General features: G+C 56.8%; 17 protein-coding genes, 2 tRNA genes and 4 rRNA genes. 10 read left to right on the forward strand and 13 right to left on the reverse strand.

The window, feature by feature from the left end; genetic code table 11:
* Positions 1 to 17 precede the first annotated feature (17 nt).
* From JIO00_RS00525 to JIO00_RS00575, 11 genes are all read right to left on the reverse strand, one after another.
* Complete coding sequence (locus JIO00_RS00525) at positions 18 to 1979, reverse strand: DUF7844 domain-containing protein (RefSeq protein WP_145306374.1); 1962 nt, start codon at positions 1977 to 1979, stop codon at positions 18 to 20.
* Positions 1976 to 2296 (reverse strand): DUF2388 domain-containing protein, encoded by a 321-nt coding sequence (locus JIO00_RS00530; protein ID WP_010465724.1) that lies wholly within the window; start codon positions 2294 to 2296, stop codon positions 1976 to 1978. Before JIO00_RS00530 ends, JIO00_RS00525 begins: the two co-directional genes overlap by 4 nt.
* Positions 2297 to 2324: 28 nt before the next feature.
* Complete coding sequence (locus JIO00_RS00535; protein WP_010465727.1) at positions 2325 to 2642, reverse strand: DUF2388 domain-containing protein; 318 nt, start codon at positions 2640 to 2642, stop codon at positions 2325 to 2327.
* Between the two features lie 106 nt (positions 2643 to 2748).
* Complete coding sequence (locus JIO00_RS00540; RefSeq protein WP_010465729.1) at positions 2749 to 3066, reverse strand: DUF2388 domain-containing protein; 318 nt, start codon at positions 3064 to 3066, stop codon at positions 2749 to 2751.
* Positions 3067 to 3210: 144 nt separating this feature from the next.
* Entirely contained in the window at positions 3211 to 3420 is a 210-nt protein-coding gene (locus JIO00_RS00545; RefSeq protein WP_010465731.1) for a DUF1127 domain-containing protein, read from the reverse strand.
* Positions 3421 to 3680: 260 nt separating this feature from the next.
* Positions 3681 to 3833, reverse strand: coding sequence for a DUF1127 domain-containing protein (locus tag JIO00_RS00550; RefSeq protein WP_370694728.1), 153 nt, complete (start codon positions 3831 to 3833; stop codon positions 3681 to 3683).
* Positions 3834 to 4215: 382 nt separating this feature from the next.
* The gene (locus JIO00_RS00555; RefSeq protein WP_010465734.1) at positions 4216 to 5709 is read right to left on the reverse strand and encodes an acetyl-CoA hydrolase/transferase family protein; all 1494 of its coding nucleotides are present in this window, start codon (positions 5707 to 5709) and stop codon (positions 4216 to 4218) included.
* 180 nt (positions 5710 to 5889) lie between these two features.
* The gene (locus JIO00_RS00560; RefSeq protein WP_200667380.1) at positions 5890 to 7326 is read right to left on the reverse strand and encodes an NAD(P)(+) transhydrogenase (Re/Si-specific) subunit beta; all 1437 of its coding nucleotides are present in this window, start codon (positions 7324 to 7326) and stop codon (positions 5890 to 5892) included.
* Positions 7326 to 7646: an NAD(P) transhydrogenase subunit alpha gene (locus JIO00_RS00565; RefSeq protein ID WP_003187417.1), complete on the reverse strand. Its 321-nt coding sequence runs from the start codon at positions 7644 to 7646 to the stop codon at positions 7326 to 7328. The genes JIO00_RS00560 and JIO00_RS00565 overlap by 1 nt, the downstream gene beginning before the upstream one ends.
* 15 nt (positions 7647 to 7661) lie before the next feature.
* Positions 7662 to 8783: a Re/Si-specific NAD(P)(+) transhydrogenase subunit alpha gene (locus JIO00_RS00570; RefSeq protein ID WP_010465739.1), complete on the reverse strand. Its 1122-nt coding sequence runs from the start codon at positions 8781 to 8783 to the stop codon at positions 7662 to 7664.
* A gap of 435 nt (positions 8784 to 9218) precedes the next feature.
* Positions 9219 to 10118 carry a LysR family transcriptional regulator gene (locus JIO00_RS00575; RefSeq protein ID WP_200667382.1) on the reverse strand — a complete coding sequence of 300 codons (900 nt, stop codon included), beginning with the start codon at positions 10116 to 10118 and terminating at the stop codon, positions 9219 to 9221.
* A 157-nt stretch (positions 10119 to 10275) separates the two neighbouring features.
* Here JIO00_RS00575 and JIO00_RS00580 point away from each other — a divergent pair, with 157 nt between their 5' ends.
* From JIO00_RS00580 to JIO00_RS00625, 10 genes are all read left to right on the forward strand, one after another.
* Complete coding sequence (locus tag JIO00_RS00580) at positions 10276 to 11457, forward strand: acyl-CoA dehydrogenase (RefSeq protein WP_077748813.1); 1182 nt, start codon at positions 10276 to 10278, stop codon at positions 11455 to 11457.
* 13 nt (positions 11458 to 11470) lie between these two features.
* Positions 11471 to 12691: a CaiB/BaiF CoA transferase family protein gene (locus JIO00_RS00585; RefSeq protein WP_010465742.1), complete on the forward strand. Its 1221-nt coding sequence runs from the start codon at positions 11471 to 11473 to the stop codon at positions 12689 to 12691.
* 27 nt (positions 12692 to 12718) lie between these two features.
* Entirely contained in the window at positions 12719 to 13039 is a 321-nt protein-coding gene (locus JIO00_RS00590) for a hypothetical protein (protein WP_200667384.1), read from the forward strand.
* A gap of 292 nt (positions 13040 to 13331) precedes the next feature.
* A 16S ribosomal RNA gene (locus JIO00_RS00595) occupies positions 13332 to 14870 on the forward strand.
* Positions 14871 to 14993: 123 nt separating this feature from the next.
* Positions 14994 to 15070 (forward strand) — tRNA-Ile (locus JIO00_RS00600).
* Between the two features lie 10 nt (positions 15071 to 15080).
* Positions 15081 to 15156 (forward strand) — tRNA-Ala (locus JIO00_RS00605).
* Between the two features lie 240 nt (positions 15157 to 15396).
* A 23S ribosomal RNA gene (locus JIO00_RS00610) occupies positions 15397 to 18288 on the forward strand.
* Between the two features lie 158 nt (positions 18289 to 18446).
* Positions 18447 to 18562: ribosomal RNA gene (gene rrf, locus JIO00_RS00615) — 5S ribosomal RNA — on the forward strand.
* A gap of 107 nt (positions 18563 to 18669) precedes the next feature.
* A 5S ribosomal RNA gene (gene rrf / locus JIO00_RS00620) occupies positions 18670 to 18785 on the forward strand.
* The 16S, 23S and 5S rRNA genes sit together here with 2 tRNA genes alongside, the layout of an rRNA operon.
* 344 nt (positions 18786 to 19129) lie before the next feature.
* On the forward strand, positions 19130 to 21010 hold the full coding sequence (locus JIO00_RS00625) for a methyl-accepting chemotaxis protein (RefSeq protein WP_200667386.1): 1881 nt from the start codon (positions 19130 to 19132) through the stop codon (positions 21008 to 21010).
* A gap of 126 nt (positions 21011 to 21136) precedes the next feature.
* Here the strand turns inward: JIO00_RS00625 and JIO00_RS00630 are convergent, their stop codons facing one another.
* Positions 21137 to 21604 carry an SRPBCC family protein gene (locus tag JIO00_RS00630; RefSeq protein ID WP_102594826.1) on the reverse strand — a complete coding sequence of 156 codons (468 nt, stop codon included), beginning with the start codon at positions 21602 to 21604 and terminating at the stop codon, positions 21137 to 21139.
* Between the two features lie 27 nt (positions 21605 to 21631).
* A complete protein-coding gene (locus tag JIO00_RS00635; protein ID WP_200667388.1) occupies positions 21632 to 25042 on the reverse strand; it encodes a non-ribosomal peptide synthetase in 3411 nt (1136 codons plus the stop codon).
* Between the last annotated feature and the right edge of the window lies 1 nt (position 25043).

Genomic DNA, 25043 nt, shown 5'->3' on the forward strand with positions numbered 1-25043 from the left:
CCACGACGCCTTCTTGCTTATGGCAACTCCAGCCCGCCTGCTGCTTTATGCAATTTGCGCAAATGTTCGCCAACCAGTTTCAGGTTGGCTTCATTGGCGGCCATCTCCGCTGCCCGGCCTGGTTCGAGCAGCGCTCTGACTTCCTTGTCCAGATCGCCGGTCAGCAGCTGAAGCTGCTTCTGCCGCAGGTTGCTTTCCGATTCCAGGCGCTGCCATTCATTCGGTTGAGGCAATCCGTAACCGCCGGTGCCGAGCAGCTCTGCGGGACGACTGAGGAAGCCGCTATTAGCGAGAATTTGCTGCAAGGTCGCGTTTGCCTTGTCCATACCGCCGTTCTTCAATTCCCGTGCGCCCAGATAACGCTGTTTAACTTCATCCTGGGCCAGCACCAGTTGTTGACGGAAGCTTGCCTGCTCCAGCAACAGCAACGCCGCGCTGGTGCGCAAGTCAGCCTGCTCAAACCATTGCCGGCGCTCGTCAGCTTTTAATGCCAGCCAGTCTTCGACTTTTTCCTGCTTGATCGGCAAGTGCTTTTTCAGCACTTCGAACATCGCTTGGTAACGATCACGGAAGGAGTCGAAGCGGTAACCCAGGCGCAACGCTTCGCGTGGGTCATCCAGCACGCTGGTATTCGCCAGTCCGCGGCCCTTCATCACTTCCAGCAAGCCGTTGGGCATGATGCTGTCGAGCCCGACCAGTTTCGCGTTGTTGCTGCCGCTGCGCAGCAACTTCAAGCCTTCCACCGCGCAGTTGTTGGAGAGGAAATAATAGTTGCCGTCGTAACTCCAATGCATCTCGGCGGCGTGTTCCACCACGTCTTCAATTTCGTTGCGCGACAAGTTCAGCGGTACCGAGGCCAGGCTGCGCAGTTCAGTCTTGGTGTATTCGTCGATCACTTGGGCCAACGGCAGTACAAACAGGCGCGAGGGGTATTTACCCACCAGCCCATCCCAGCTCGAGAGCTGCACGTCGCCGACGAAGGCGCGGTAGGACAAGACCAGGTGCTGGTCGAGATCCAGTCGGCAATCTGGCCCGCGAGGCCGACCCGGCGCGCAGATCACCAGGCGCAACATGCTGTGCCCCCAGCGACTGACCCAGTTCTGGTTGGCTTCGGCCAGCAGATAGTCGACGGCGTACACCCGTTCCGGATCGACTTGGCCCAGCGGTTGTTTAGCAAAGTCGTTGCCGGCATTGAGGAAGGCAAAGGATTTGCTGCACGCGTCCTTGGCGGCGGGAGCCCAGCCGAAATGTTCTTTGTAGTAGCGATACAGCGCGGGGCGACGGCAGGCATAGCTCGGGTCGAGGAGGAAATACTCCATGTTGACCGCGACAAACTCTTTGGGACTGCTCGTTTCGTAGATGTCCGGGCTGCGGGCGATCTGCCGGTTGTGCTGCTCGCGCTCGCCACGGCGACCGACGTATTGCGGCCAACCGGCCAGGTCGAGCAAGCGCGGATCATCGCTCAGGGTAAAGCGGCGGTCGGATTGACCACGGCATTCATCCGGGATGCCGATCAGGCCGGAACTGTTGTTGCGCCGGGTACAGCGCTGGATCAGCGTGCGTTCCGCGTCCGGCCACAGACGCGAACGGTCGTAAATATGGGTGAGCTCATGCAACACCGTTGCGAGCATTTCGCGGCGGACGGTGCCGTGGGGGCGATAGGTTTTCTTGGTGGCAGCGCTGCCGTCCGTGAGGCTGGCGAGCAGGTTGCGGTTCAGGTCGAGTTCGGACACCAGCGAAGCCTGGCCATAGGCATTGCTCGGCATGTCGTCGGTCCAGCCAACATCAATGCGCCGGTCCAGTTTTTCGATAAAACGTGGCGGCAAGGCCTGCATGGCTTCATCGAGCAACGCCTGACTGGCTTGCTGTTGTTCGGCGCTCAGACCCTCGGTCTTGAGTCGTAATTGCAAGCCAGCCTGGGCCGTGTTGCACAGCAGCAACATCAGCCCGGCCAGCAGCCAGGCGTTTGGCGACCTCACAGTGCGAGGATGGCTTCGGCGAGCACCTGATCACTGGCGTCCCGGGCTTCCGGCACACGGGTGCGCAATGTACTGAAGGCGGCCTCCAGATGCGCACCACGAATATCCCCATCGCTGGCGACGAAACTCGCGGCATCATCGTGGGCTTCGCGAATAATTTTCGAGTCGCGGATGGATGTCGTGGTATCGGAAGTGAAATCAAGTGTGCGTTGGGTGGCATTGATGAGGATGTTGCTGGTGGCAACCAAGGTGTGCGCCTGGGTCACATCGGCCAATAAAAGCAGGCCAAGGGCAACAGCAATCAGAGGGCTACGCATGGAACGACTCCGCAAGGACAAAGGATAACTATTGGACGAGAATTGCCTGCGCCAGTTCAAGGTCGCTTGCATGAAGTTTTGGCTGGCTGCGGCGCAAGTAAATCAACGCGGATTCCAGTTGCGCTCCGCGTAGTTGGCCGTCACTGGCAATGAACGCCGCAGCGTCATCGTGTGCGGCGATCAGCAGCTTACGGTCGAAGGGGGCGGCGGTCACCATGCTGGTGGCGTAACCCGTGACGACGATGCCTTGGGTCGACAAGTTGAACGCGTCGAAGGCATAGGTCGGGGCCGACCAGCAGGCCGCGAGAAATACTGAAATGAAAAGCTGCTTTGAAAGAAGACGCATGAGACTCGTTTGTCGAAAGCGAGTCCAAAGGCTAGCGCAATCCCCGGGCTAGAGCCAGTGCCGAAACATTGGGACACGACAGGCGTGTCCCATGTGACAGCGTTGCTTAGATCGTCAGGATGGCCTGTGCCAGCTGTGCATCAGTGGCGTTTAGCTGAGGAGCCTGGTGGCGGATGTGGTCAAGTGCGCTTTCCAGTTTCACGCCACGAATGGCGCCTTCGCTGGCGACGAAGCTGGCGGCGTCGTCACGGGCAGCGCGCACGATCTTGTCATCGCGAAAGGAGGAAGTGACATCGGAGGTTGCATCGGAACTGGACTTAAGTGCGCCTACGACGGCATCCGTGGTCACGATAAAGCTGGTCGCGTGGGAATTGGCAGCCACGGCAAGCAGGGCTGCAGCGCTGAGCAGACGAAGACGGGACATGGTGTAACTCCTTTGGATAACCGATTGAGAGGTGTTGAGGTAGCTGTTGAGTCAGACGCCTGTCGAACAGCGCTCGCCACGTTCTGGCTTGATATTAGGCCTGCTTTTATCGGTTCGAACAGTCCCTTCTGTTAAAGCAGCGGCCTAGCGCCAGAACGGTTTATCCAATTCATTAATCCGATCCGCGTGGCTGATGCCTAGGTCCGAGAGTTGCTGATCATTGAGCTGGCCCAGCAAACGCCGGGTTCTGGCTCTCTCAAGGGCGGCGGCGAGCGACTGCAGCAATCGTTTAAGTCTGTGGAGTCGAGGCTTCTTTAGAAGGGCGGGGGCAGAAACATTCAGTAAGTTATCCATGGCGCGAAGGCCTTTTGCCGGAGAGTCAGGACTTCATGTTGAGCGCAGCGACACTGGGCCTACAGATACACTGTCGTAAAATTGTACTGGTGCAATATTATAAATATTAAAACTGTACTCATTGTCGGCTAACCCTTTTGTACGGCCGCCGACCAAGGCCGAAAACGACAAAGCCCGTCGTGGTTTCCCACGACGGGCTTTGTTTTTTCAATTTGGAGTGCTGGCGGTGGACCCGGTGGGTCAGAGCCAGCGACGCTAACTTAGCGCCAGAACGGCTTGCTCAGCTCTTCGTAGCGTTGTGCTTCGCTAATCCCGGCATCAGCCAGCAGACGCGAATCCAGACGAGCCAGTTGATGGCGGCTGGAGATGCGGCGCTGCCACAGCATCAGGTTGGCAATAACGCGAAGAGGCATGGAAGCCTGGGTTTTTGCAGCGGTATCTTCGAAGAACAGTTCGGAACTGAGTGTACGTTCCATGGTTGACATCCTTCCGCTTGTGGCGGGATTAGGTAGTGGTTTAACTGATGCCAATGATCCTCTCGTTTGGCTAGTCTCTGTAGATACAGTTCACCTGTATTGTGAGGGACCAGTTAACTGTTAATAGGGGGTGTACTGGTCGAAATTGAGGCAACTGTACCTGTCGGCACTATATTGGTGCGATTTTGATGTTTTCGCTTGAATGGGTAGGCAAATACGGTAGGAAATGACCAGTACAGCAGTACAGTTTTAAACAGAATCTAGTGTGGCCAAAGCCAGCTGACGCAACTGTGTTTGCGTCAGCTGTTTTTTTGCTGAATCAGACCGCCAGCATTCGCCCGGTTTCTTCCAGGTTGATGTGCCAGCGCAGGGCATCGCGCAGGATATGCGGGGTGTGCCCGCCCAATGCGCAGGCCGACGTAAAGTAGTCATCCAGCGCCTGGCGATAGTCCGGGTGCACACAGTTGTCGATGATCACCCGTGCTCGCTCCCGTGGTGCCAGGCCACGCAGGTCGGCCAGGCCAATCTCCGTCACCAGGATGTCGACGTCATGCTCGGTATGGTCGACGTGGCTGACCATCGGCACCACGCTGGAGATCGCGCCACCCTTGGCGATGGATTTGGTCACGAAGATTGCCAGGTGCGCGTTGCGCGCAAAGTCCCCGGAGCCGCCGATGCCATTCATCATGCGTGTGCCGCAGACATGGGTAGAGTTGACGTTGCCGTACAGGTCGAACTCCAGAGCGGTGTTGATGCCGATGATGCCCAGGCGCCGCACGACTTCCGGGTGGTTCGAGATTTCCTGTGGCCGTAGGACCAGTTTGTCCTTATAGCGCTCGAGGTTGCCAAAGACGTCGGCGTTGCGCCGGCTCGACAGGGTGATCGAACTGCCTGACGCAAAACTCAGCTTGCCGGCGTCGATCAGGTCGAAGGTCGAGTCCTGCAGCACCTCGGAATACATGGTCAGGTCTTCGAATGGCGAGTCGATCAGGCCGCACATTACCGAGTTGGCGATGGTGCCGATACCGGCCTGCAATGGGCCAAGCTTGTTGGTCATGCGCCCGGCAGCCACTTCTTGCTTGAAGAAGTCGATCAGGTGATCGGCAATGGCTTGGGTGTCGACGTCCGGCGGCAGGACAGTGGAGGGCGAGTCGGACTGGTTGGTGATCACGATCGCGACAATCTTTTCCGGCGGGATGGGGATGGCGGTGCTGCCAATGCGATCGTCGACCTTTACCAGCGGAATCGGCGTGCGAGTCGGGCGATAGGTCGGGATATAGATGTCGTGTAGACCTTCGAGATTCGGGTTGTGCGCGAGGTTGATCTCGACGATCACCTGTTTGGCGAAAATCGCGAAGCTGGCCGAGTTACCAACCGAGGTGGTCGGCACGATATGGCCCTGCTCCGTGATCGCCACGGCCTCAATCACGGCGATGTCCGGCAGCGTGAGTTGCTGGTTGCGCAATTGCTCCACAGTTTCCGAGAGATGCTGGTCAATGAACATCACTTCGCCGGCGTTAATCGCCTTGCGCAAAGTGCTATCAACCTGGAATGGCATGCGTCGCGACAGTACGCCGGCTTCGGTGAGCTGTTTATCGAGGTCATTGCCCAGACTGGCGCCGGTCATCAACGTGATTTTCAGCGGGGTGATTTTGGCGCGCTCGGCCAATGCGTGGGGGACGGCTTTGGCTTCGCCAGCGCGAGTGAAACCACTCATGCCGACGGTCATGCCGTCCTGAATCAGAGCGGCAGCGTCAGCGGCGCTCATCACCTTTTCCAACAACGAAGGCAAGCGAATACGATCACGGTACATGGATGGTTATCTCGGGCAACGGAAGCAAGGTGTGCAGTCTAGTGATTTGAAAAAAATCCGTCCCGCTACCATGGTCGAATGCAGAGGCCTGATTTAGAGCCTTTGGTCGGGTTTCACGGGGAATAAAAAAACCCCAGCCTACTAAAGGCTGAGGTTTTGGGTATTGCGTTGGAGCAGGTTTTACTCGACAGCTTTGACCATGTCTTCGATGACTTTCTTGGCGTCGCCGAAGACCATCATGGTTTTGTCGAGGTAGAACAGTTCGTTGTCCAGGCCGGCATAACCGCTGGCCATCGAACGCTTGTTGACGATGATGGTCTTGGCCTTGAACGCCTCGAGAATCGGCATACCGGCAATCGGCGATTTCGGGTCGTTCTTCGCGGCCGGGTTGACCACGTCGTTGGCGCCGAGCACCAGCACTACGTCGGCCTGACCGAACTCGGAGTTGATGTCTTCCATCTCGAACACCTGGTCGTAAGGCACTTCGGCCTCGGCCAGCAGCACGTTCATGTGGCCAGGCATGCGACCGGCAACCGGGTGGATCGCGTACTTCACGGTCACACCGCGATGGGTCAGCTTCTCGGTCAACTCTTTAAGCGCATGTTGCGCCCGAGCGACCGCCAGGCCGTAACCCGGAACGATGATCACGGTGTCGGCGTTGGTCAGCAGGAAGGTCGCGTCGTCAGCCGAACCGGATTTAACCGGGCGGGCTTCTTTCGAACCGGCCGGGCCAGCCGCGTCTGCCGTATTGCCGAAACCACCGAGCAGTACATTAAAGAAGGAGCGGTTCATCGCCTTGCACATGATGTACGAGAGGATCGCACCGGACGAACCCACCAGCGAACCGGCGATGATCAGCATCGAGTTGTTCAGCGAGAAGCCGATACCCGCCGCTGCCCAGCCGGAGTAGCTGTTGAGCATCGACACCACTACCGGCATGTCGGCCCCGCCGATCGGGATGATGATCAGCACACCCAGGACGAAGGCCAGGGCCAGCATCAACGCGAAGGCACTGAGGTTGCCGGTCAGCATGAAGGTGATGCCCAGCGCCAGAGTGGCCAGGCCCAGCAACAGGTTCAGCTTGTGCTGGCCACCGAACTGTACCGGTGCGCCCTGGAACAGGCGGAACTTGTACTTGCCCGACAGCTTGCCGAAAGCGATCACAGAGCCGGAGAAGGTGATTGCACCGATGGCCGCACCCAGGAACAGTTCCAGACGGTTGCCCGCCGGAATCGCATCACCGAGCTGTTTGACGATGCCCAACGATTGCGGCTCAACGACCGCCGCGATCGCAATAAACACCGCAGCCATACCGATCATGCTGTGCATGAAAGCGACCAGTTCCGGCATCTTGGTCATTTCAACGCGCTTGGCCATGATCGACCCGGCAGTGCCGCCGACCAGCAGGCCGACGATGACGTAACCGATACCGGCGGTGGCCAGCTCAGCGCCCAGCTTATAGATGAGGCCTATGGTAGTGAGAATCGCCAGGCCCATGCCGAGCATGCCGAACAGGTTGCCACGGCGCGACGTGGTCGGGTGCGACAGGCCTTTGAGCGCCTGGATGAAGCAGATGGACGCAATCAAGTACAGCGTCGTTACGAGGTTCATGCTCATTACTTGGGCGCCTCTTCTTTTACTTTCGGGGCTTTTTTCTTGAACATCTCAAGCATTCTGCGGGTGACCAGGAAACCACCGAACACGTTTACCGCGGCCAGCGCCACGGCGAGGGTGCCCATGGTTTTGCCCAGTGGCGTCACGGTCAACGCGGCGGCCAGCATGGCGCCGACGATGACAATCGCCGAGATCGCGTTGGTCACCGCCATCAATGGCGTGTGCAGTGCAGGTGTAACGTTCCAGACCACGTGATAACCGACATAAATCGCCAGCACGAAGATGATCAGGTTGTAGATACCGGGGGAGATAAGCTCTTCCATCGTCTGAATCCCTGCTTAGGCGTTTTTGCGGATGACTTGGCCGTCGCGGCACATCAGGCACGCGGCGACGATGTCGTCTTCGAGGTTGATCTCGAACTGGCCTTCTTTGTTGAAGACCAGCTTCAGGAAGTCCAGCAGGTTGCGTGCGTACAGGGCCGAAGCGTCTGCCGCGACCGCGCCCGCCAGATTGGTCGGGCCGCAAATGGTCACGCCATTCTCGACCACGACCTGGTCGGCCACGGTGAGCGGGCAGTTGCCGCCCTGGGCTGCGGCGAGGTCGATGACCACCGAGCCTGGCTTCATCTGCGCCACGGTTTCCGCGCTCAACAGCGTCGGCGCCTTGCGGCCCGGGATCAGCGCGGTGGTAATGACGATGTCAGCCTGCTTGGCGCGTTCGTGCACGGCCAGGGCCTGACGCTGCATCCAGCTGGCGGGCATTGGCCGGGCGTAACCGCCGACACCGACAGCGCATTCGCGCTCTTCATCGGTTTCATACGGTACGTCGACGAACTTGGCGCCGAGGGATTCGATCTGCTCTTTAACTGCAGGGCGCACGTCGGACGCTTCGATCACTGCCCCCAGGCGTTTCGCCGTGGCGATCGCCTGCAAACCTGCAACGCCGGCGCCCAGAATCAGCACGCGCGCCGCTTTCACGGTGCCCGCAGCCGTCATCAGCATCGGCATGAAGCGCGGGTAGTGGTGAGCGGCCAGCAACACGGCTTTATAGCCGGCGATGTTCGCTTGGGAGGACAGCACATCCAGGCTTTGAGCGCGGGAGGTGCGCGGAGCCGCTTCCAGCGCGAACGCGGTAATGCCGCACTCGGCCAGCTTGGCAATGGTTTCATTGCTGAACGGGTTGAGCATGCCGACCACAACGGTGCCGCTTTTAATCAGCGTCAGCTCGCTGTCGCTGGGGGCGACCACCTTGAGAATCAGCTCGGCACCAAACGCGTCGTTGGCGCTGCCAATCGTTGCGCCTGCCGCTTCATAAGCACTGTCGACAACGCTGGCGTTAATGCCGGCGCCGCTTTGCACAGTGACCTTATGACCCTGGCCGATCAGCTTCTTGATGGTTTCCGGGGTTGCAGCAACCCGCGTTTCACCCGTCTGGGTTTCGAGAGGAACACCAATGTGCACGTCAAATCTCCTGCGTGATCTTATTGAGTAAACCCAGGCACTTCGGATGGTGCGGCTGGGGCGGCCGATCAGCACGATCCCGCCAAATCTGGGCGGGGCGCGGCATTTTGCAGGCGAACTTTGTGCCCTTCAAGGGATTATGACGGGTGACGGAAAATTAACTACAAGTCACCCCGTGACCGAATGTCGCAACCGACCGCCTCAATCCCTTGCAGGCCGTGCCTTGTAAGGATTTTGGCCGAATTTCAAGAATTTACACATCGGCACGGTGAATGAGGCGTCATTGCTGGTGAATGGAGGCTCAAAGCCACGTCGGTAGGCACTTGTGGGACGTTTGTACTGCTTGTCGGTACAGTCTGCGAATATGCGACAAAAACGTATATCTGTAGGGCTTTGGTTTTGCTGACTACGGGGTCAGCTAACACCGGTAAGCCTTTACCCTTCTAGGCTGTAGCTCTGTGCTTGGGTGACCAGCCAATCGCGAAATGCCCGTAGAGACGCCGATTCGACCTTTCGCTCCGGAATCATCAGATAATAGGCCTTGATGCTCGACAGCGCCTGAGTGTTGGCTATCACCAGGCGCTTCTCCGTCAGTTCGCGTTGAATCAGGAATGGCGGAATCAGCGCGATCCCCATGTCGTGCATCGCCGCTTGGGCAAGCATGGAGAATAGCTCGTAGCGCGGTCCTGTCATGTCCCGTGGCACATTCAGGTGCTGAGAGTTGAACCACTGGCGCCAGGCATAAGGGCGCGTGGTCTGTTGCAGCAGGGGCATTTCGGCGATTTCATCGGGTGCCAGATTGGCTTTTTTGCCCAGTAGCGTCGGGCTGCACACCGGCATCGGATTTTCGCCCATTAGCCTGTGGGATTCGGTACCCGACCAATCCGCATCACCAAAGTAAATCGCGGCATCGAAGTCGGTATCGGCGAACAGGAAGGGGCGTGTGCGGTTGGTGAGGTTGACCGTCACTTCCGGGTGTTTGTGCTGGAAGTCTTTGAGCCGTGGCAGCAGCCATTGGGTGCCAAAGGTCGGTACGACGGCCAGCTCGATCACATTGGCGCCCTGTTGCCCCATCACGGACAAGGTGTCCCGCTCGACCGCGTCAAGCTGGGTTGCTACGCGGCGGCTGTAGGAAAGTCCGGCTTCCGTCAGCTTCACTCCGCGCCGCGAGCGTCGGAAAAGTTCTACGCTGAGGAACTCCTCGAGGCTGGCGATCTGTCGGCAAATGGCGCCTTGAGTGAGCGAAAGCTCCTGCGCCGCTTTGGTAAAGCTCTCGTGGCGCGCTGCCGCTTCAAAGCTGATCAGGGCGGTGGTGCTAGGGATTTTCCGGCGCATGTACTCCAACCTCACTAATACATCGCATAAAGGCTATTTCGCGACGTTACGGAGTGAGAAATTAGCACAACAGTATGCAAAATCCTCGTTTGCCGTAATGCCGGACCAGGCCTAGGATCAGTCCACGTTATTTGACCCGATTCGAGAGGACACACTCATGGGCGGTAAAGCTAGCTTCAACTGGATCGATCCCCTGCTGCTGGATCAACAGCTCACCGAAGAAGAGCGCATGATCCGCGACACTGCCGAGCAATTCGCTCAGCAGAAGCTCGCACCGCGCGTGCTTGAAGCTTTCCGTCATGAAAAGACCGATCCGGCGATCTTCCGCGAGATGGGCGAAGTGGGCCTGTTGGGTGCGACCATTCCCGAGCAGTACGGCGGCAGCGGTCTGAACTACGTCAGCTACGGGCTGATTGCTCGTGAAGTTGAGCGTGTCGACTCCGGCTACCGCTCGATGATGAGTGTGCAGTCCTCGCTGGTCATGGTGCCGATCAATGAATTCGGCACTGAAGCCCAAAAGCAGAAGTACCTGCCGAAACTGGCCTCGGGCGAGTGGATTGGCTGCTTCGGTCTGACAGAGCCTAACCATGGTTCCGACCCGGGCGCGATGATTACTCGTGCACGCAAAGTGGAAGGCGGCTACAACCTGACCGGCAGCAAGATGTGGATCACCAACAGTCCGATTGCCGATGTGTTCGTGGTTTGGGGTAAGGATGATGCGGGCGACATCCGTGGCTTTGTTCTGGAAAAAGGCTGGAAAGGCCTGAGTGCTCCGGCGATCCATGGCAAGGTTGGCCTGCGTGCATCAATCACCGGCGAGATCGTCATGGACAACGTGTTTGTTCCTGAAGAGAACATTTTTCCTGACGTCCGCGGTTTGAAAGGCCCTTTTACTTGCCTCAACTCCGCGCGCTACGGCATTTCCTGGGGCGCTTTGGGCGCTGCCGAGTTCTGCTGGCACACCGCTCGCCAGTACACCCTGGATCGTCAGCAGTTCGGTCGCCCGTTGGCCGCCACTCAGCTGATCCAGAAGAAGCTTGCCGACATGCAGACCGAGATCACCCTGGCACTGCAAGGCTGCCTGCGTCTGGGTCGTATGAAGGATGAAGGCACGGCGGCAGTCGAGATCACCTCGATGATGAAGCGCAACTCCTGCGGCAAGTCCCTGGACATCGCGCGTATGGCGCGTGACATGTTGGGCGGTAATGGCATTTCCGATGAATTCGGTGTTGCTCGCCACCTGGTCAACCTGGAAGTGGTGAATACCTATGAAGGTACGCACGACGTCCACGCACTGATCCTCGGTCGCGCGCAAACCGGCATCCAGGCGTTCTATTAATAGGAGAACGTCCATGGGCGCGCTTTCGCATCTACGGGTACTGGATTTATCGCGGGTGCTGGCCGGGCCTTGGGCCGGGCAGATCCTTGCCGACCTTGGCGCCGAAGTGATTAAGGTTGAGCGTCCGGGCAATGGCGACGATACGCGTGCCTGGGGACCGCCCTTCCTGAAAGACGCCTATGGCGAGAACACCAGCGAGGCCGCCTATTACTTGTCGGCCAATCGCAACAAGCAATCGGTGACCATCGATTTCACGCGTCCAGAAGGGCAAAAGCTGGTGCGTGAGCTGGCAGCCAAGTCGGACATCCTGATCGAGAACTTCAAGGTCGGTGGCCTGGCGGCTTATGGGTTGGACTATGAGTCGCTTAAAGCCATCAATCCGAATCTGATTTATTGCTCGATTACCGGGTTTGGTCAAACCGGGCCTTACGCCAAGCGCGCGGGTTATGACTTCATGATCCAGGGTCTGGGCGGGCTGATGAGCCTGACCGGTCGACCTGAGGGAGATGAGGGCGCAGGGCCGGTGAAAGTCGGTGTGGCGCTGACAGACATCCTGACGGGGCTCTATTCGACGGTAGCGATCCTTGCCGCGTTGGCCCATAGGGAACATGACGGTGGTGGTCAGCATATCGATATGGCGTTGCTGGATGTTCAGGTTGCGTGCCTGGCCAACCAGGCGATGAACTATCTGACTACGGGTAATGCGCCCAAGCGCCTGGGTAATGCACATCCGAACATCGTGCCCTATCAGGATTTTCCTACGGCGGATGGAGACTTCATTCTCACTGTGGGTAATGACGGGCAGTTCCGCAAGTTTGCGGAGGTGGCTGGGCAGCCTCAGTGGGCGGATGACCCACGCTTCGCGACCAACAAGCTGCGGGTGGCGAATCGCGCGGTGTTGATCCCGCTGATCCGTCAGGCGACTGTCTTCAAGACCACCGCTGAGTGGGTGTTACAGCTGGAGCAGGCGGGTGTGCCATGCGGACCTATTAATGACTTGGCTCAGATGTTTGCTGATCCTCAGGTCAAGGCGCGTGGTTTGGCGATCGAGCTACCCCATGTGCTAGCAGGCATGGTGCCGCAGGTAGCGAGCCCCATTCGCCTGTCGGAAACGCCGGTGGAGTATCGTAATGCGCCTCCGTTATTGGGCGAGCACACGCTGGAGGTTCTGCAGCGGGTGTTGGGCCTGGATGCAGAAACGGTCGCCGCTTTCAAAGTGGCGGGGGTCCTCTGAAGATTCCTTCTATATAGAGGGGTGGTTTTGCTCTCCTATATAGAAGAAAGCGGTCTGTTTTCCAGCTTTCTGCAAGTTATTGATAGAAAAGCCAAATCAGGGGTTGACGGCAGATTCTGGAAGTCTATAATTCGCCCCACTTCCGGCGCAGTCGAAACGGAAAACTCCTTGGTAAACAAAGAGTTACGCAGTTTTCGACAGCGAGTTGCTTCAGGTTATCGAAGCACAGAAGGAGTTGATCAAGCAGGGTTGTTTGGCTTGATTGACGGTTCGATCTTCTCGGTCGAAAGCGGAGAAAAAGAGGTGTTGACAGCAGCGAGTAACGCTGTAGAATTCGCCTCCCGCTAACGAGAGATCGGAAGCGCAAGTGGTTGAAGTTGCAAAGGAAACTTTGAAAACTTCTGAAAATAACCGCTTGACAGCAACAGAGGCTGCTGTAGAATGCGCGCCTCGGTTGAGACGAAAGATCTTAACCAACCGCTCTTTAACAACTGAATCAAGCAATTCGTGTGGGTGCTTGTGGAGTCAGACTGATAGTCAACAAGATTATCAGCATCACAAGTTACTCCGCGAGAAATCAAAGATGTAACCAACGATTGCTGAGCCAAGTTTAGGGTTTCTTAAAAACCCAAAGATGTTTGAACTGAAGAGTTTGATCATGGCTCAGATTGAACGCTGGCGGCAGGCCTAACACATGCAAGTCGAGCGGCAGCACGGGTACTTGTACCTGGTGGCGAGCGGCGGACGGGTGAGTAATGCCTAGGAATCTGCCTGGTAGTGGGGGATAACGCTCGGAAACGGACGCTAATACCGCATACGTCCTACGGGAGAAAGCAGGGGACCTTCGGGCCTTGCGCTATCAGATGAGCCTAGGTCGGATTAGCTAGTTGGTGAGGTAATGGCTCACCAAGGCGACGATCCGTAACTGGTCTGAGAGGATGATCAGTCACACTGGAACTGAGACACGGTCCAGACTCCTACGGGAGGCAGCAGTGGGGAATATTGGACAATGGGCGAAAGCCTGATCCAGCCATGCCGCGTGTGTGAAGAAGGTCTTCGGATTGTAAAGCACTTTAAGTTGGGAGGAAGGGCAGTTACCTAATACGTATCTGTTTTGACGTTACCGACAGAATAAGCACCGGCTAACTCTGTGCCAGCAGCCGCGGTAATACAGAGGGTGCAAGCGTTAATCGGAATTACTGGGCGTAAAGCGCGCGTAGGTGGTTTGTTAAGTTGGATGTGAAATCCCCGGGCTCAACCTGGGAACTGCATTCAAAACTGACAAGCTAGAGTATGGTAGAGGGTGGTGGAATTTCCTGTGTAGCGGTGAAATGCGTAGATATAGGAAGGAACACCAGTGGCGAAGGCGACCACCTGGACTGATACTGACACTGAGGTGCGAAAGCGTGGGGAGCAAACAGGATTAGATACCCTGGTAGTCCACGCCGTAAACGATGTCAACTAGCCGTTGGGAGCCTTGAGCTCTTAGTGGCGCAGCTAACGCATTAAGTTGACCGCCTGGGGAGTACGGCCGCAAGGTTAAAACTCAAATGAATTGACGGGGGCCCGCACAAGCGGTGGAGCATGTGGTTTAATTCGAAGCAACGCGAAGAACCTTACCAGGCCTTGACATCCAATGAACTTTCCAGAGATGGATTGGTGCCTTCGGGAACATTGAGACAGGTGCTGCATGGCTGTCGTCAGCTCGTGTCGTGAGATGTTGGGTTAAGTCCCGTAACGAGCGCAACCCTTGTCCTTAGTTACCAGCACGTAATGGTGGGCACTCTAAGGAGACTGCCGGTGACAAACCGGAGGAAGGTGGGGATGACGTCAAGTCATCATGGCCCTTACGGCCTGGGCTACACACGTGCTACAATGGTCGGTACAGAGGGTTGCCAAGCCGCGAGGTGGAGCTAATCCCAGAAAACCGATCGTAGTCCGGATCGCAGTCTGCAACTCGACTGCGTGAAGTCGGAATCGCTAGTAATCGCGAATCAGAATGTCGCGGTGAATACGTTCCCGGGCCTTGTACACACCGCCCGTCACACCATGGGAGTGGGTTGCACCAGAAGTAGCTAGTCTAACCTTCGGGAGGACGGTTACCACGGTGTGATTCATGACTGGGGTGAAGTCGTAACAAGGTAGCCGTAGGGGAACCTGCGGCTGGATCACCTCCTTAATCGACGACATCAGCTGCTCCATAAGTTCCCACACGAATTGCTTGATTCATTGAAGAAGACGATAGAAGCAGCTTTAAGCTCCAAGCTGATAGCTCCAAGCTAACAGTTGCGCGCTCGAAATTGGGTCTGTAGCTCAGTTGGTTAGAGCGCACCCCTGATAAGGGTGAGGTCGGCAGTTCGAATCTGCCCAGACCCACCAATTTTGTTATGGGGCCATAGCTCAGCTGGGAGAGCGCCTGCCTTGCACGCAGGAGGTCAACGGTTCGATCCCGTTTGGCTCCACCATATAACTGCTTCTGCTGTTAGAGTTTAGAAATGAATATTCCGGTGTGAATATTGATTTCTAGTCTTTGATTAGATCGTTCTTTAAAAATTTGGGTATGTGATAGAAAGATAGACTGAACGTTACTTTCACTGGTAACGGATCAGGCTAAGGTAAAATTTGTGAGTTGCTCTTAATTGAGTATTATCGAATTTTCGGCGAATGTCGTCTTCACAGTATAACCAGATTGCTTGGGGTTATATGGTCAAGTGAAGAAGCGCATACGGTGGATGCCTTGGCAGTCAGAGGCGATGAAAGACGTGGTAGCCTGCGAAAAGCTTCGGGGAGTCGGCAAACAGACTTTGATCCGGAGATGTCTGAATGGGGGAACCCAGCCATCATAAGATGGTTATCTTAAGCTGAATACATAGGCTTAAGAGGCGAACCAGGGGAACTGAAACATCTAAGTACCCTGAGGAAAAGAAATCAACCGAGATTCCCTTAGTAGTGGCGAGCGAACGGGGACTAGCCCTTAAGTGGCTTTGAGATTAGCGGAACGCTCTGGAAAGTGCGGCCATAGTGGGTGATAGCCCTGTACGCGAAAATCTCTTAGTCATGAAATCGAGTAGGACGGAGCACGAGAAACTTTGTCTGAATATGGGGGGACCATCCTCCAAGGCTAAATACTACTGACTGACCGATAGTGAACTAGTACCGTGAGGGAAAGGCGAAAAGAACCCCGGAGAGGGGAGTGAAATAGATCCTGAAACCGTATGCGTACAAGCAGTGGGAGCCCACTTTGTTGGGTGACTGCGTACCTTTTGTATAATGGGTCAGCGACTTATTTTCAGTGGCGAGCTTAACCGAATAGGGGAGGCGTAGCGAAAGCGAGTCTTAATAGGGCGTCTAGTCGCTGGGAATAGACCCGAAACCGGGCGATCTATCCATGGGCAGGTTGAAGGTTGGGTAACACTAACTGGAGGACCGAACCGACTACCGTTGAAAAGTTAGCGGATGACCTGTGGATCGGAGTGAAAGGCTAATCAAGCTCGGAGATAGCTGGTTCTCCTCGAAAGCTATTTAGGTAGCGCCTCATGTATCACTGTAGGGGGTAGAGCACTGTTTCGGCTAGGGGGTCATCCCGACTTACCAAACCGATGCAAACTCCGAATACCTACAAGTGCCGAGCATGGGAGACACACGGCGGGTGCTAACGTCCGTCGTGAAAAGGGAAACAACCCAGACCGTCAGCTAAGGTCCCAAAGTTATGGTTAAGTGGGAAACGATGTGGGAAGGCTTAGACAGCTAGGAGGTTGGCTTAGAAGCAGCCACCCTTTAAAGAAAGCGTAATAGCTCACTAGTCGAGTCGGCCTGCGCGGAAGATGTAACGGGGCTCAAACCATACACCGAAGCTACGGGTATCACTTAGGTGATGCGGTAGAGGAGCGTTCTGTAAGCCTGTGAAGGTGAGTTGAGAAGCTTGCTGGAGGTATCAGAAGTGCGAATGCTGACATGAGTAACGACAATGGGTGTGAAAAACACCCACGCCGAAAGACCAAGGTTTCCTGCGCAACGTTAATCGACGCAGGGTTAGTCGGTCCCTAAGGCGAGGCTGAAAAGCGTAGTCGATGGAAAACAGGTTAATATTCCTGTACTTCTGGTTATTGCGATGGAGGGACGGAGAAGGCTAGGCCAGCTTGGCGTTGGTTGTCCAAGTTTAAGGTGGTAGGCTGGAATCTTAGGTAAATCCGGGATTCTAAGGCCGAGAGCTGATGACGAGTGTTCTTTTAGAACACGAAGTGGTTGATGCCATGCTTCCAAGAAAAGCTTCTAAGCTTCAGGTAACCAGGAACCGTACCCCAAACCGACACAGGTGGTTGGGTAGAGAATACCAAGGCGCTTGAGAGAACTCGGGTGAAGGAACTAGGCAAAATGGCACCGTAACTTCGGGAGAAGGTGCGCCGGTGAGGGTGAAGCATTTACTGCGTAAGCCCATGCCGGTCGAAGATACCAGGCCGCTGCGACTGTTTATTAAAAACACAGCACTCTGCAAACACGAAAGTGGACGTATAGGGTGTGACGCCTGCCCGGTGCCGGAAGGTTAATTGATGGGGTTAGCTAACGCGAAGCTCTTGATCGAAGCCCCGGTAAACGGCGGCCGTAACTATAACGGTCCTAAGGTAGCGAAATTCCTTGTCGGGTAAGTTCCGACCTGCACGAATGGCGTAACGATGGCGGCGCTGTCTCCACCCGAGACTCAGTGAAATTGAAATCGCTGTGAAGATGCAGTGTATCCGCGGCTAGACGGAAAGACCCCGTGAACCTTTACTATAGCTTTGCACTGGACTTTGAATTTGCTTGTGTAGGATAGGTGGGAGGCTTTGAAGCGTGGACGCCAGTTCGCGTGGAGCCAACCTTGAAATACCACCCTGGCAACTTTGAGGTTCTAACTCAGGTCCGTTATCCGGATCGAGGACAGTGTATGGTGGGTAGTTTGACTGGGGCGGTCTCCTCCTAAAGAGTAACGGAGGAGTACGAAGGTGCGCTCAGACCGGTCGGAAATCGGTCGTAGAGTATAAAGGCAAAAGCGCGCTTGACTGCGAGACAGACACGTCGAGCAGGTACGAAAGTAGGTCTTAGTGATCCGGTGGTTCTGTATGGAAGGGCCATCGCTCAACGGATAAAAGGTACTCCGGGGATAACAGGCTGATACCGCCCAAGAGTTCATATCGACGGCGGTGTTTGGCACCTCGATGTCGGCTCATCACATCCTGGGGCTGAAGCCGGTCCCAAGGGTATGGCTGTTCGCCATTTAAAGTGGTACGCGAGCTGGGTTTAGAACGTCGTGAGACAGTTCGGTCCCTATCTGCCGTGGACGTTTGAGATTTGAGAGGGGCTGCTCCTAGTACGAGAGGACCGGAGTGGACGAACCTCTGGTGTTCCGGTTGTCACGCCAGTGGCATTGCCGGGTAGCTATGTTCGGAATAGATAACCGCTGAAAGCATCTAAGCGGGAAACTAGCCTCAAGATGAGATCTCACTGGGACCTTGAGTCCCCTGAAGGGCCGTCGAAGACTACGACGTTGATAGGTTGGGTGTGTAAGCGCTGTGAGGCGTTGAGCTAACCAATACTAATTGCCCGTGAGGCTTGACCATATAACACCCAAGCAATTTGCTGACCTGAAAGGGCACCAGATTGCGGTGTGTGAAGACGAAATGAACCGAAAGTTCGATTGTTCACAAACACCGAGATCTATCACATACCCATTCGCTGGAGCGTGCGCCGTAAGGCAAACGACCTGGCTACCGAATTTCTTGACGACCATAGAGCATTGGAACCACCTGATCCCATCCCGAACTCAGCAGTGAAACGATGCATCGCCGATGGTAGTGTGGGGTTTCCCCATGTGAGAGTAGGTCATCGTCAAGATTAAATTCCGAAACCCCTATCTGCTTATGCAGGTAGGGGTTTTGTTTTAGTAGAAGTCACCAATTTTGCTGGCACGTTACGACTGTAACGGGCTGGTCACAGAATTTCTTGACGACCATAGAGCATTGGAACCACCTGATCCCATCCCGAACTCAGCAGTGAAACGATGCATCGCCGATGGTAGTGTGGGGTTTCCCCATGTGAGAGTAGGTCATCGTCAAGATTGAATTCCGAAACCCCTGTCTGCTAACGCAGACAGGGGTTTTGTCGTTTTGGCTCCTAAAAACGTCAGGTCATTATCCCCCGCGAGTCATGTCACTTCTGCGCCACACCCTTGCCCAGTGTTGATGTCCAATAAGCGCATCGAGCTCCAACGGCTCTAGAACGCCGTTCGGCGGGAATGTCGGTCATTTCATACAAACCCCTAAGATTTCTCCGACTAGTGCCGAAAGACTAGTGAGACATGCGTGCACCAAAGTAGCGCGACCGAAGAATGCCGCCTGCGCTGTTACATGGAATGTTGCACCTGGAACGCATCCCCACTTTTTGCATAAGAAGTCCCATGAAATGAATCTCAAGTTCAGCCATAAAATCCTTCTGGCCGCCTCTGGCGTCGTGGTGCTGGCTTTTGCGTTGTTCACTTTGTACAACGACTATCTGCAGCGAAACACCATCCGGCAAAACCTCGAGTCCTCCGTCCAGCAAGCTGGCGATCTGACCGCCAGCAGCGTGCAGAACTGGATGAGCGGCCGTGTGCTGGTGCTGGAAAACCTTGCCCAGAACGTCGCTCATCAAGGCGCCAATGCGGACCTTCCCGGACTGGTTGATCAACCGGCCCTCACCTCGAACTTCCAGTTCACTTACGTCGGCCAGGCCAACGGCGTGTTCACCCAACGCCCTGACGCGAAGATGCCGGACGGTTACGATCCGCGTCAGCGTCCCTGGTACAAACAAGCCGTGGCTGCCGATAAGACCATGCTGACGCCGCCGTACATGGCCGCCGTCGGTGGGTTGGTGGTGACCATCGCCATGCCGGTGAAAAAGAACGGTGAATTGCTCGGCGTGGTCGGCGGTGATCTGAGCCTGGAGACCCTGGTAAAGATCATCAACTCGGTGGACTTCGGTGGCATCGGCCACGCGTTCCTGGTCAGTGCCGACGGTCAGGTGATCGTCAGCCCGGACAAAGACCAGGTGATGAAAAACCTGAAGGACATTTATCCAAACGCTGGCGTGCGCATCGACAAGGGCAATCAGGACGTCACCCTGAACAAGCAGGACCGCATCCTCTCGTTCACCCCGGTGAGCGGTTTGCCGAATGCCGAGTGGTACATCGGTCTGTCGATCGACAAGGACAAGGCCTACGCACCACTGAGTCAATTCCGCACTTCGGCGTTGATTGCAATGTTCATCGCCGTCAGTGTGATTGCCGTGCTGTTGAGCCTGCTGATCAACGTGCTGATGCGTCCGCTGACCACCATGGGCCGCGCGATGCAGGACATCGCCCAGGGCGAGGGCGACCTGACCCGTCGTCTGGCCGTGGAAAGCAAAGATGAGTTCGGCGAGTTGGGTGGTTCGTTCAACCAGTTCGTGGAGCGGATTCACGCATCGATTTCCGAAGTGTCCTCGGCGACCCGCCAGGTCCACGATTTGTCGCAGCGCGTAATGGCATCGTCCAACGCCTCGATCATCGGCTCCGACGAACAAAGCGCGCGCACCAACAGCGTGGCTGCCGCCATCAACCAATTGGGTGCCGCCACCCAGGAAATCGCCCGCAATGCTGCCGATGCTTCCCAGCATGCAAGCGGTGCAAGCGAGCAGGCGGATGATGGTCGTCAGGTAGTAGAGAAAACCATCCTGGCCATGACTGAGTTGTCGCAGAAAATCAGCCTGTCCTGCACCCAGATCGAAACCCTGAACGCCAGCACTGACAACATCGGGCACATTCTGGATGTGATCAAAGGCATCTCCCAGCAGACCAACTTGCTGGCGCTCAACGCCGCCATCGAAGCGGCGCGTGCCGGTGAAGCCGGTCGTGGTTTTGCGGTCGTGGCGGACGAAGTGCGCAACCTGGCGCATCGCACACAGGAGTCGGCGGAAGAGATCCACAAGATGATCACCTCGCTGCAGATCGGTTCTCGCGAAGCAGTGACGACCATGAATGCCAGTCAGGTCTCCAGTGAAGAGAGTGTCGAAGTGGCGAATCAGGCGGGCCTGCGATTGGTCAGCGTGACGCAGCGCATCGGCGAAATCGACGGCATGAACCAGTCGGTGGCCGCGGCGACCGAAGAGCAGACGGCGGTGGTGGAAACCCTCAACGTCGACGTCAACCAGATCAATTTGTTGAACCAGCAGAGCGTGGCGAACCTCAATGAAACGTTGAAGGATTGTGATGCGTTGTCGTTGCAGGCGAACCGGTTGAAGCAACTGGTCGATAGCTTCAAGATCTGATTCGGGTCAGTTCTACTGCGTTATCGTTCTTCGCGGGCAAGCCTCGCTCCTACAGGGCATGGAAAACCCTGTAGAAGCGAGGCTTGCCCGCGATAGCGGTAGAAAAGTCACCGCTGAACCAAAGCTCTACACAAACAGCTTCAACACATTATTCATCGCGTCATCCGCAAACCCCTGCACGAAATCCTTGAACCCCGGCAACGCCTCGGCACCTCCCTGCGCCGGTTCGGCAATGATCGTCCAGGTCGCCCGTGACGTGTCCGCACCCAGCGGTTCAACACTCATCGCCGCCCACAAATTGGCCACGCCCAGCGTGTTGTAAATGGTCGTCCACGTGATGTTCAACGCCTGGTCATCCCGGGAGTTGAGTTGCTCGACCACCAGGTTGCCGTCCTTGAAAAATTTCTTGCGCAGCGACGACACGCCTTCGCCCGTCATCTCGATGTGCGACAGCGCCGGAATGAACTGATCGAAGCCGGCAAAGTTGCCGACCACCGCCCAGACCTGCGCGGCATCCGCCGGCACCTCCACCGAGGACACGACGTGGCAGCCTTGCGGGTTTTTGATCAGGGTATCGGGTTGCAGATTGTTCATGGTCTTGCTCCATTGGGTTTGAATGAATCAGATGAAATTGATTTCTTTGAGGTAGTCGCAACCGCGACGCAGCAGTGCGGGTGATTTTTCCGGGTAGTGCGCGCCCATCTGCCGAACGCCGGCCTGGGCGTTGTCGTGGCCGATCATCGAGATGTCGCCGATGTCTTCCTCGAAGCCGTTGAGGTAGAAACCGAGTACGCCGAACAGCGCGTTGTCGCTGTCGACCCGACCCAGTTGCTGTTGCCAGTCGGCGACGCTGACCATGGAGAACTCCCGGCCCGCCTCACGGAATGACGCGACGTAATCGTCCCAACTCAGGGGCTCGGGGTTGTGCAGGTTGAACACCGCTTTTTCAGATGAATAACGGCTGGCATGGAAGCCAATGAAGCGAGCGAGAAAGTCCACCGGCATCAGGTCGAAATTCAGCGAAAACTCCGGCACCTGGCCGAGCTGGATCGAGCCCTTGAGCATCAGCATCAAGCGGTTTTTGTGCGGCTGACAGACGCCGGAGAGGCTGTTGAAGCTGATGTTGCCGGGGCGATAAAGATTGACCCGCACCCCACGTTCACGCGCTCGTTCGAGGATCCGTTCGCCGACCCACTTGGACAGGTTGTAGCCGTTCTTGATGTAGATCGGCGGTGTCTGCGCTGCGGGTAATTCCAGCACTCGGCCATCGTCGGCAATCGTGCTGGACGCCGACAGCGTGGAGACAAAATTGAAGATCTTCTTGCTGCGCCCCTCGCACAGCCGCAGGCATTCGAAAATCGGCTCGACGTTGTCCCGCGCCAGCGACTCGTAATCGAGCACGTGATTGACGTTGGCGGCGTTGTGCACCAGCGCGCCGAACTCTCGATCGAGGCGCTCGTAAACGTGCGCATCAAGCCCCAACGCCGGGCGAGTGATGTCTGCCGCGTAAACCTGCACCCGACTCAGGTCCAGGTGCTCCAGTCGGTTTTCCCGCAACGCATGAGCGAAGCGCTCAGCCGCCGATTGCCCACCGCCATCGCGCACCAGGCAGGCCACTTCAGTGACGCCCCACGCCAGCAACGCTTCGACGATGTGCACACCGACAAAACTGTTTGCGCCGGTGACGATCACCTTGTGCACATCGCCCATGCGGCTGATGGGCAGTGGCTGAATATCCAGCTCGCGGAAGGCATCCGCCAGTGCTTGCGCGCTCAGGACTTCCTCGGTGCCGGAGCCGCGCACCAATGTCGCCAGCTTCGCAATAGTCGGCAATTCAATGAAGCGATTGATCGAGATGCTGCGGCCGAATTCTTCACGTAATCGCAGCAACATCCGTGACAACAGAATCGAGTGGCCGCCCAGATTGAAGAAACTTTCGTCGGTCGAAATATCGCTGGCCGGCAACTCCAGCAGCTCAGCCCAGATCTCCAGCAACAGCGCTTCATCGGCGCTGGCGGGCAAGCGCCGTGTCGTGTTTTCGGCAACATTCACCGGCATTGCCAGCAGCGCTTTACGGTCGACTTTGCCGTTACTGGCGAACGGCATGCTCGGCAATTCAGTCCAGGCGATGGGTTGCATGTAGTCCGGCAAAAACTGCATCGCATGAGCCTTCAAGGCTTCGCGCGCGGCGCCCGTTTGGTTCTCCTGAGGTTGTGCGAGGAACGCCAGAATCCGCCGTTGGCTGTCGATAACCACCGCCACCTGGCGGTACAACTGACTGTCGCGCAGGCAGCGTTCGATCTCTTCCGGCTCGACGCGAAAGCCGCGGATTTTCACCTGATTGTCCCGCCGTCCACACAGCTCGATACCGTCGCCGGTCCATTTCGCCATATCGCCGGTACGGTAGGCGCGCAGGCGCTGGCCGTCTGGCAAGTTCATGTCCAGGTAACGTTCGGCAGTCTGCTGCGGGTTGTTCAGATAACCCAGGCACACCCCCGGCCCGACAATGTACAACTCACCGACGACCTGCTCGGCCACCGGCTGAAAAGCCTCATCGAGAATCAGCACCTGGCTGTTGGCAATCGGCGACCCGAGGGTGCGGTTGCTGTCGCCAGCGCGCAGTTGGCGCGCGGTAATAAGCACCGTGGCTTCGGTCGGGCCATAGAGGTTGTAGAGATTGCCCTGACGGGTGAGCTGCTCGATAACGTAGGGTTCGCAGACATCGCCGCCGGTCATTACATGATCCAGGACCTGCAGCTGATCCAGCGGCAGAATGCTCAACAGTGCTGGCGGTAAAAATGCATGGCTGAGGCGTTGATGGCGAATCAGCTCGACCAGTTGCAACGGATCGCGACGCTGGTCGTCGTTCGGCACGATCAGTTCGGCGCCCTGAAGCAGGGTCGGGAAAATATCGATCAGCGACGAGTCGAAACTCAACGACGAAAACTGCAAGGCCCGACTGTGTTCGGTCAGCTGCACATAGTCGGCATACCACGCGGTGAAGTGCGCGAGGTTAGCCTGGCTGAGCAGCACGCCTTTGGGATGCCCGGTGGTGCCCGAGGTATAGAGCGCCATGCAGGGCGCGTCGAGAGCGGGGCGCTGGCGCATCAAGGGTTGACCGAGGGCGACGTCAGCGAAGTCGATGCGACTGATGTCCAGCCCCGGCATTTCATCGGCGAGGGGATGCTGGCCGTCATGCAGCAACAACACCGCTCCTGCATTCGTAAGGATGTACTGCTGACGTTGCAGCGGATGGCTCGGCTCCAGCGGCAAATACACCGCGCCGCTGCCCAGAATCGCCAGGATCCCTGCATACAACGCACTGCATTTCGGCAGGCAGATCCCGACCACCAACGGGCCTTGATGCTGTGCGAGCAACGGCAGCAAGCGTTGCTGGATCGCACGGCTCTGGGCGTGTAATTGCCGATAACTCAGCGATGTGCCGTCGATGTTCAGCGCAGGTCGTTCGGCGGACTCGATGAAGCGTTGTTGCAGACGCTCGATCATCGGGATCCGGGCGAGTTCTTGCAGCCACGGTTGAGCGGTGTTGTTGAGTTGATGAACGAACGCCAGGCGTTCTAAAAACAGCAGATTGTCCACCTGTTCAAAATGGGCTGCCGCAGCCGGTTCAGCGCAGAGAAAATACTCGGCGTCCCGGGAGAATCGGCTGACCAGCAGTGAGACGTGATCCACCAGTTCCGCCACCGCTCGCAGGCGCAAGGCCTGGCCGTTTCCGCTAGGTTCACCGGCAATCGGCACGCGCGTGAACAGCGTTGATCCTTGCATGCACAGCAGGTCAATCGGCGGTAGACCGGTGACGTTTGGCACGCCAATTCCCAGTTGCAGTGTCAGATGCGGCGCATCACTCGGGACTGAAAACGCCTGGCTGGCGTCGTCAATCAGCAGATCAAACAACGGCGCCTCCTCGAACACCTCGAGCCGCACCAGCGAATGACCCTGTTGTTCAAGTTCCAGCGCCAGGTCGGTCAAGGCCTGGCTTTGCCCAATGAGCAGAATGTCGAGACGTCTCATG

This window comes from Pseudomonas sp. SW-3, assembly GCF_016615645.1.
GTDB classification, from domain to species: Bacteria; Pseudomonadota; Gammaproteobacteria; order Pseudomonadales; family Pseudomonadaceae; genus Aquipseudomonas; species Aquipseudomonas mandelii.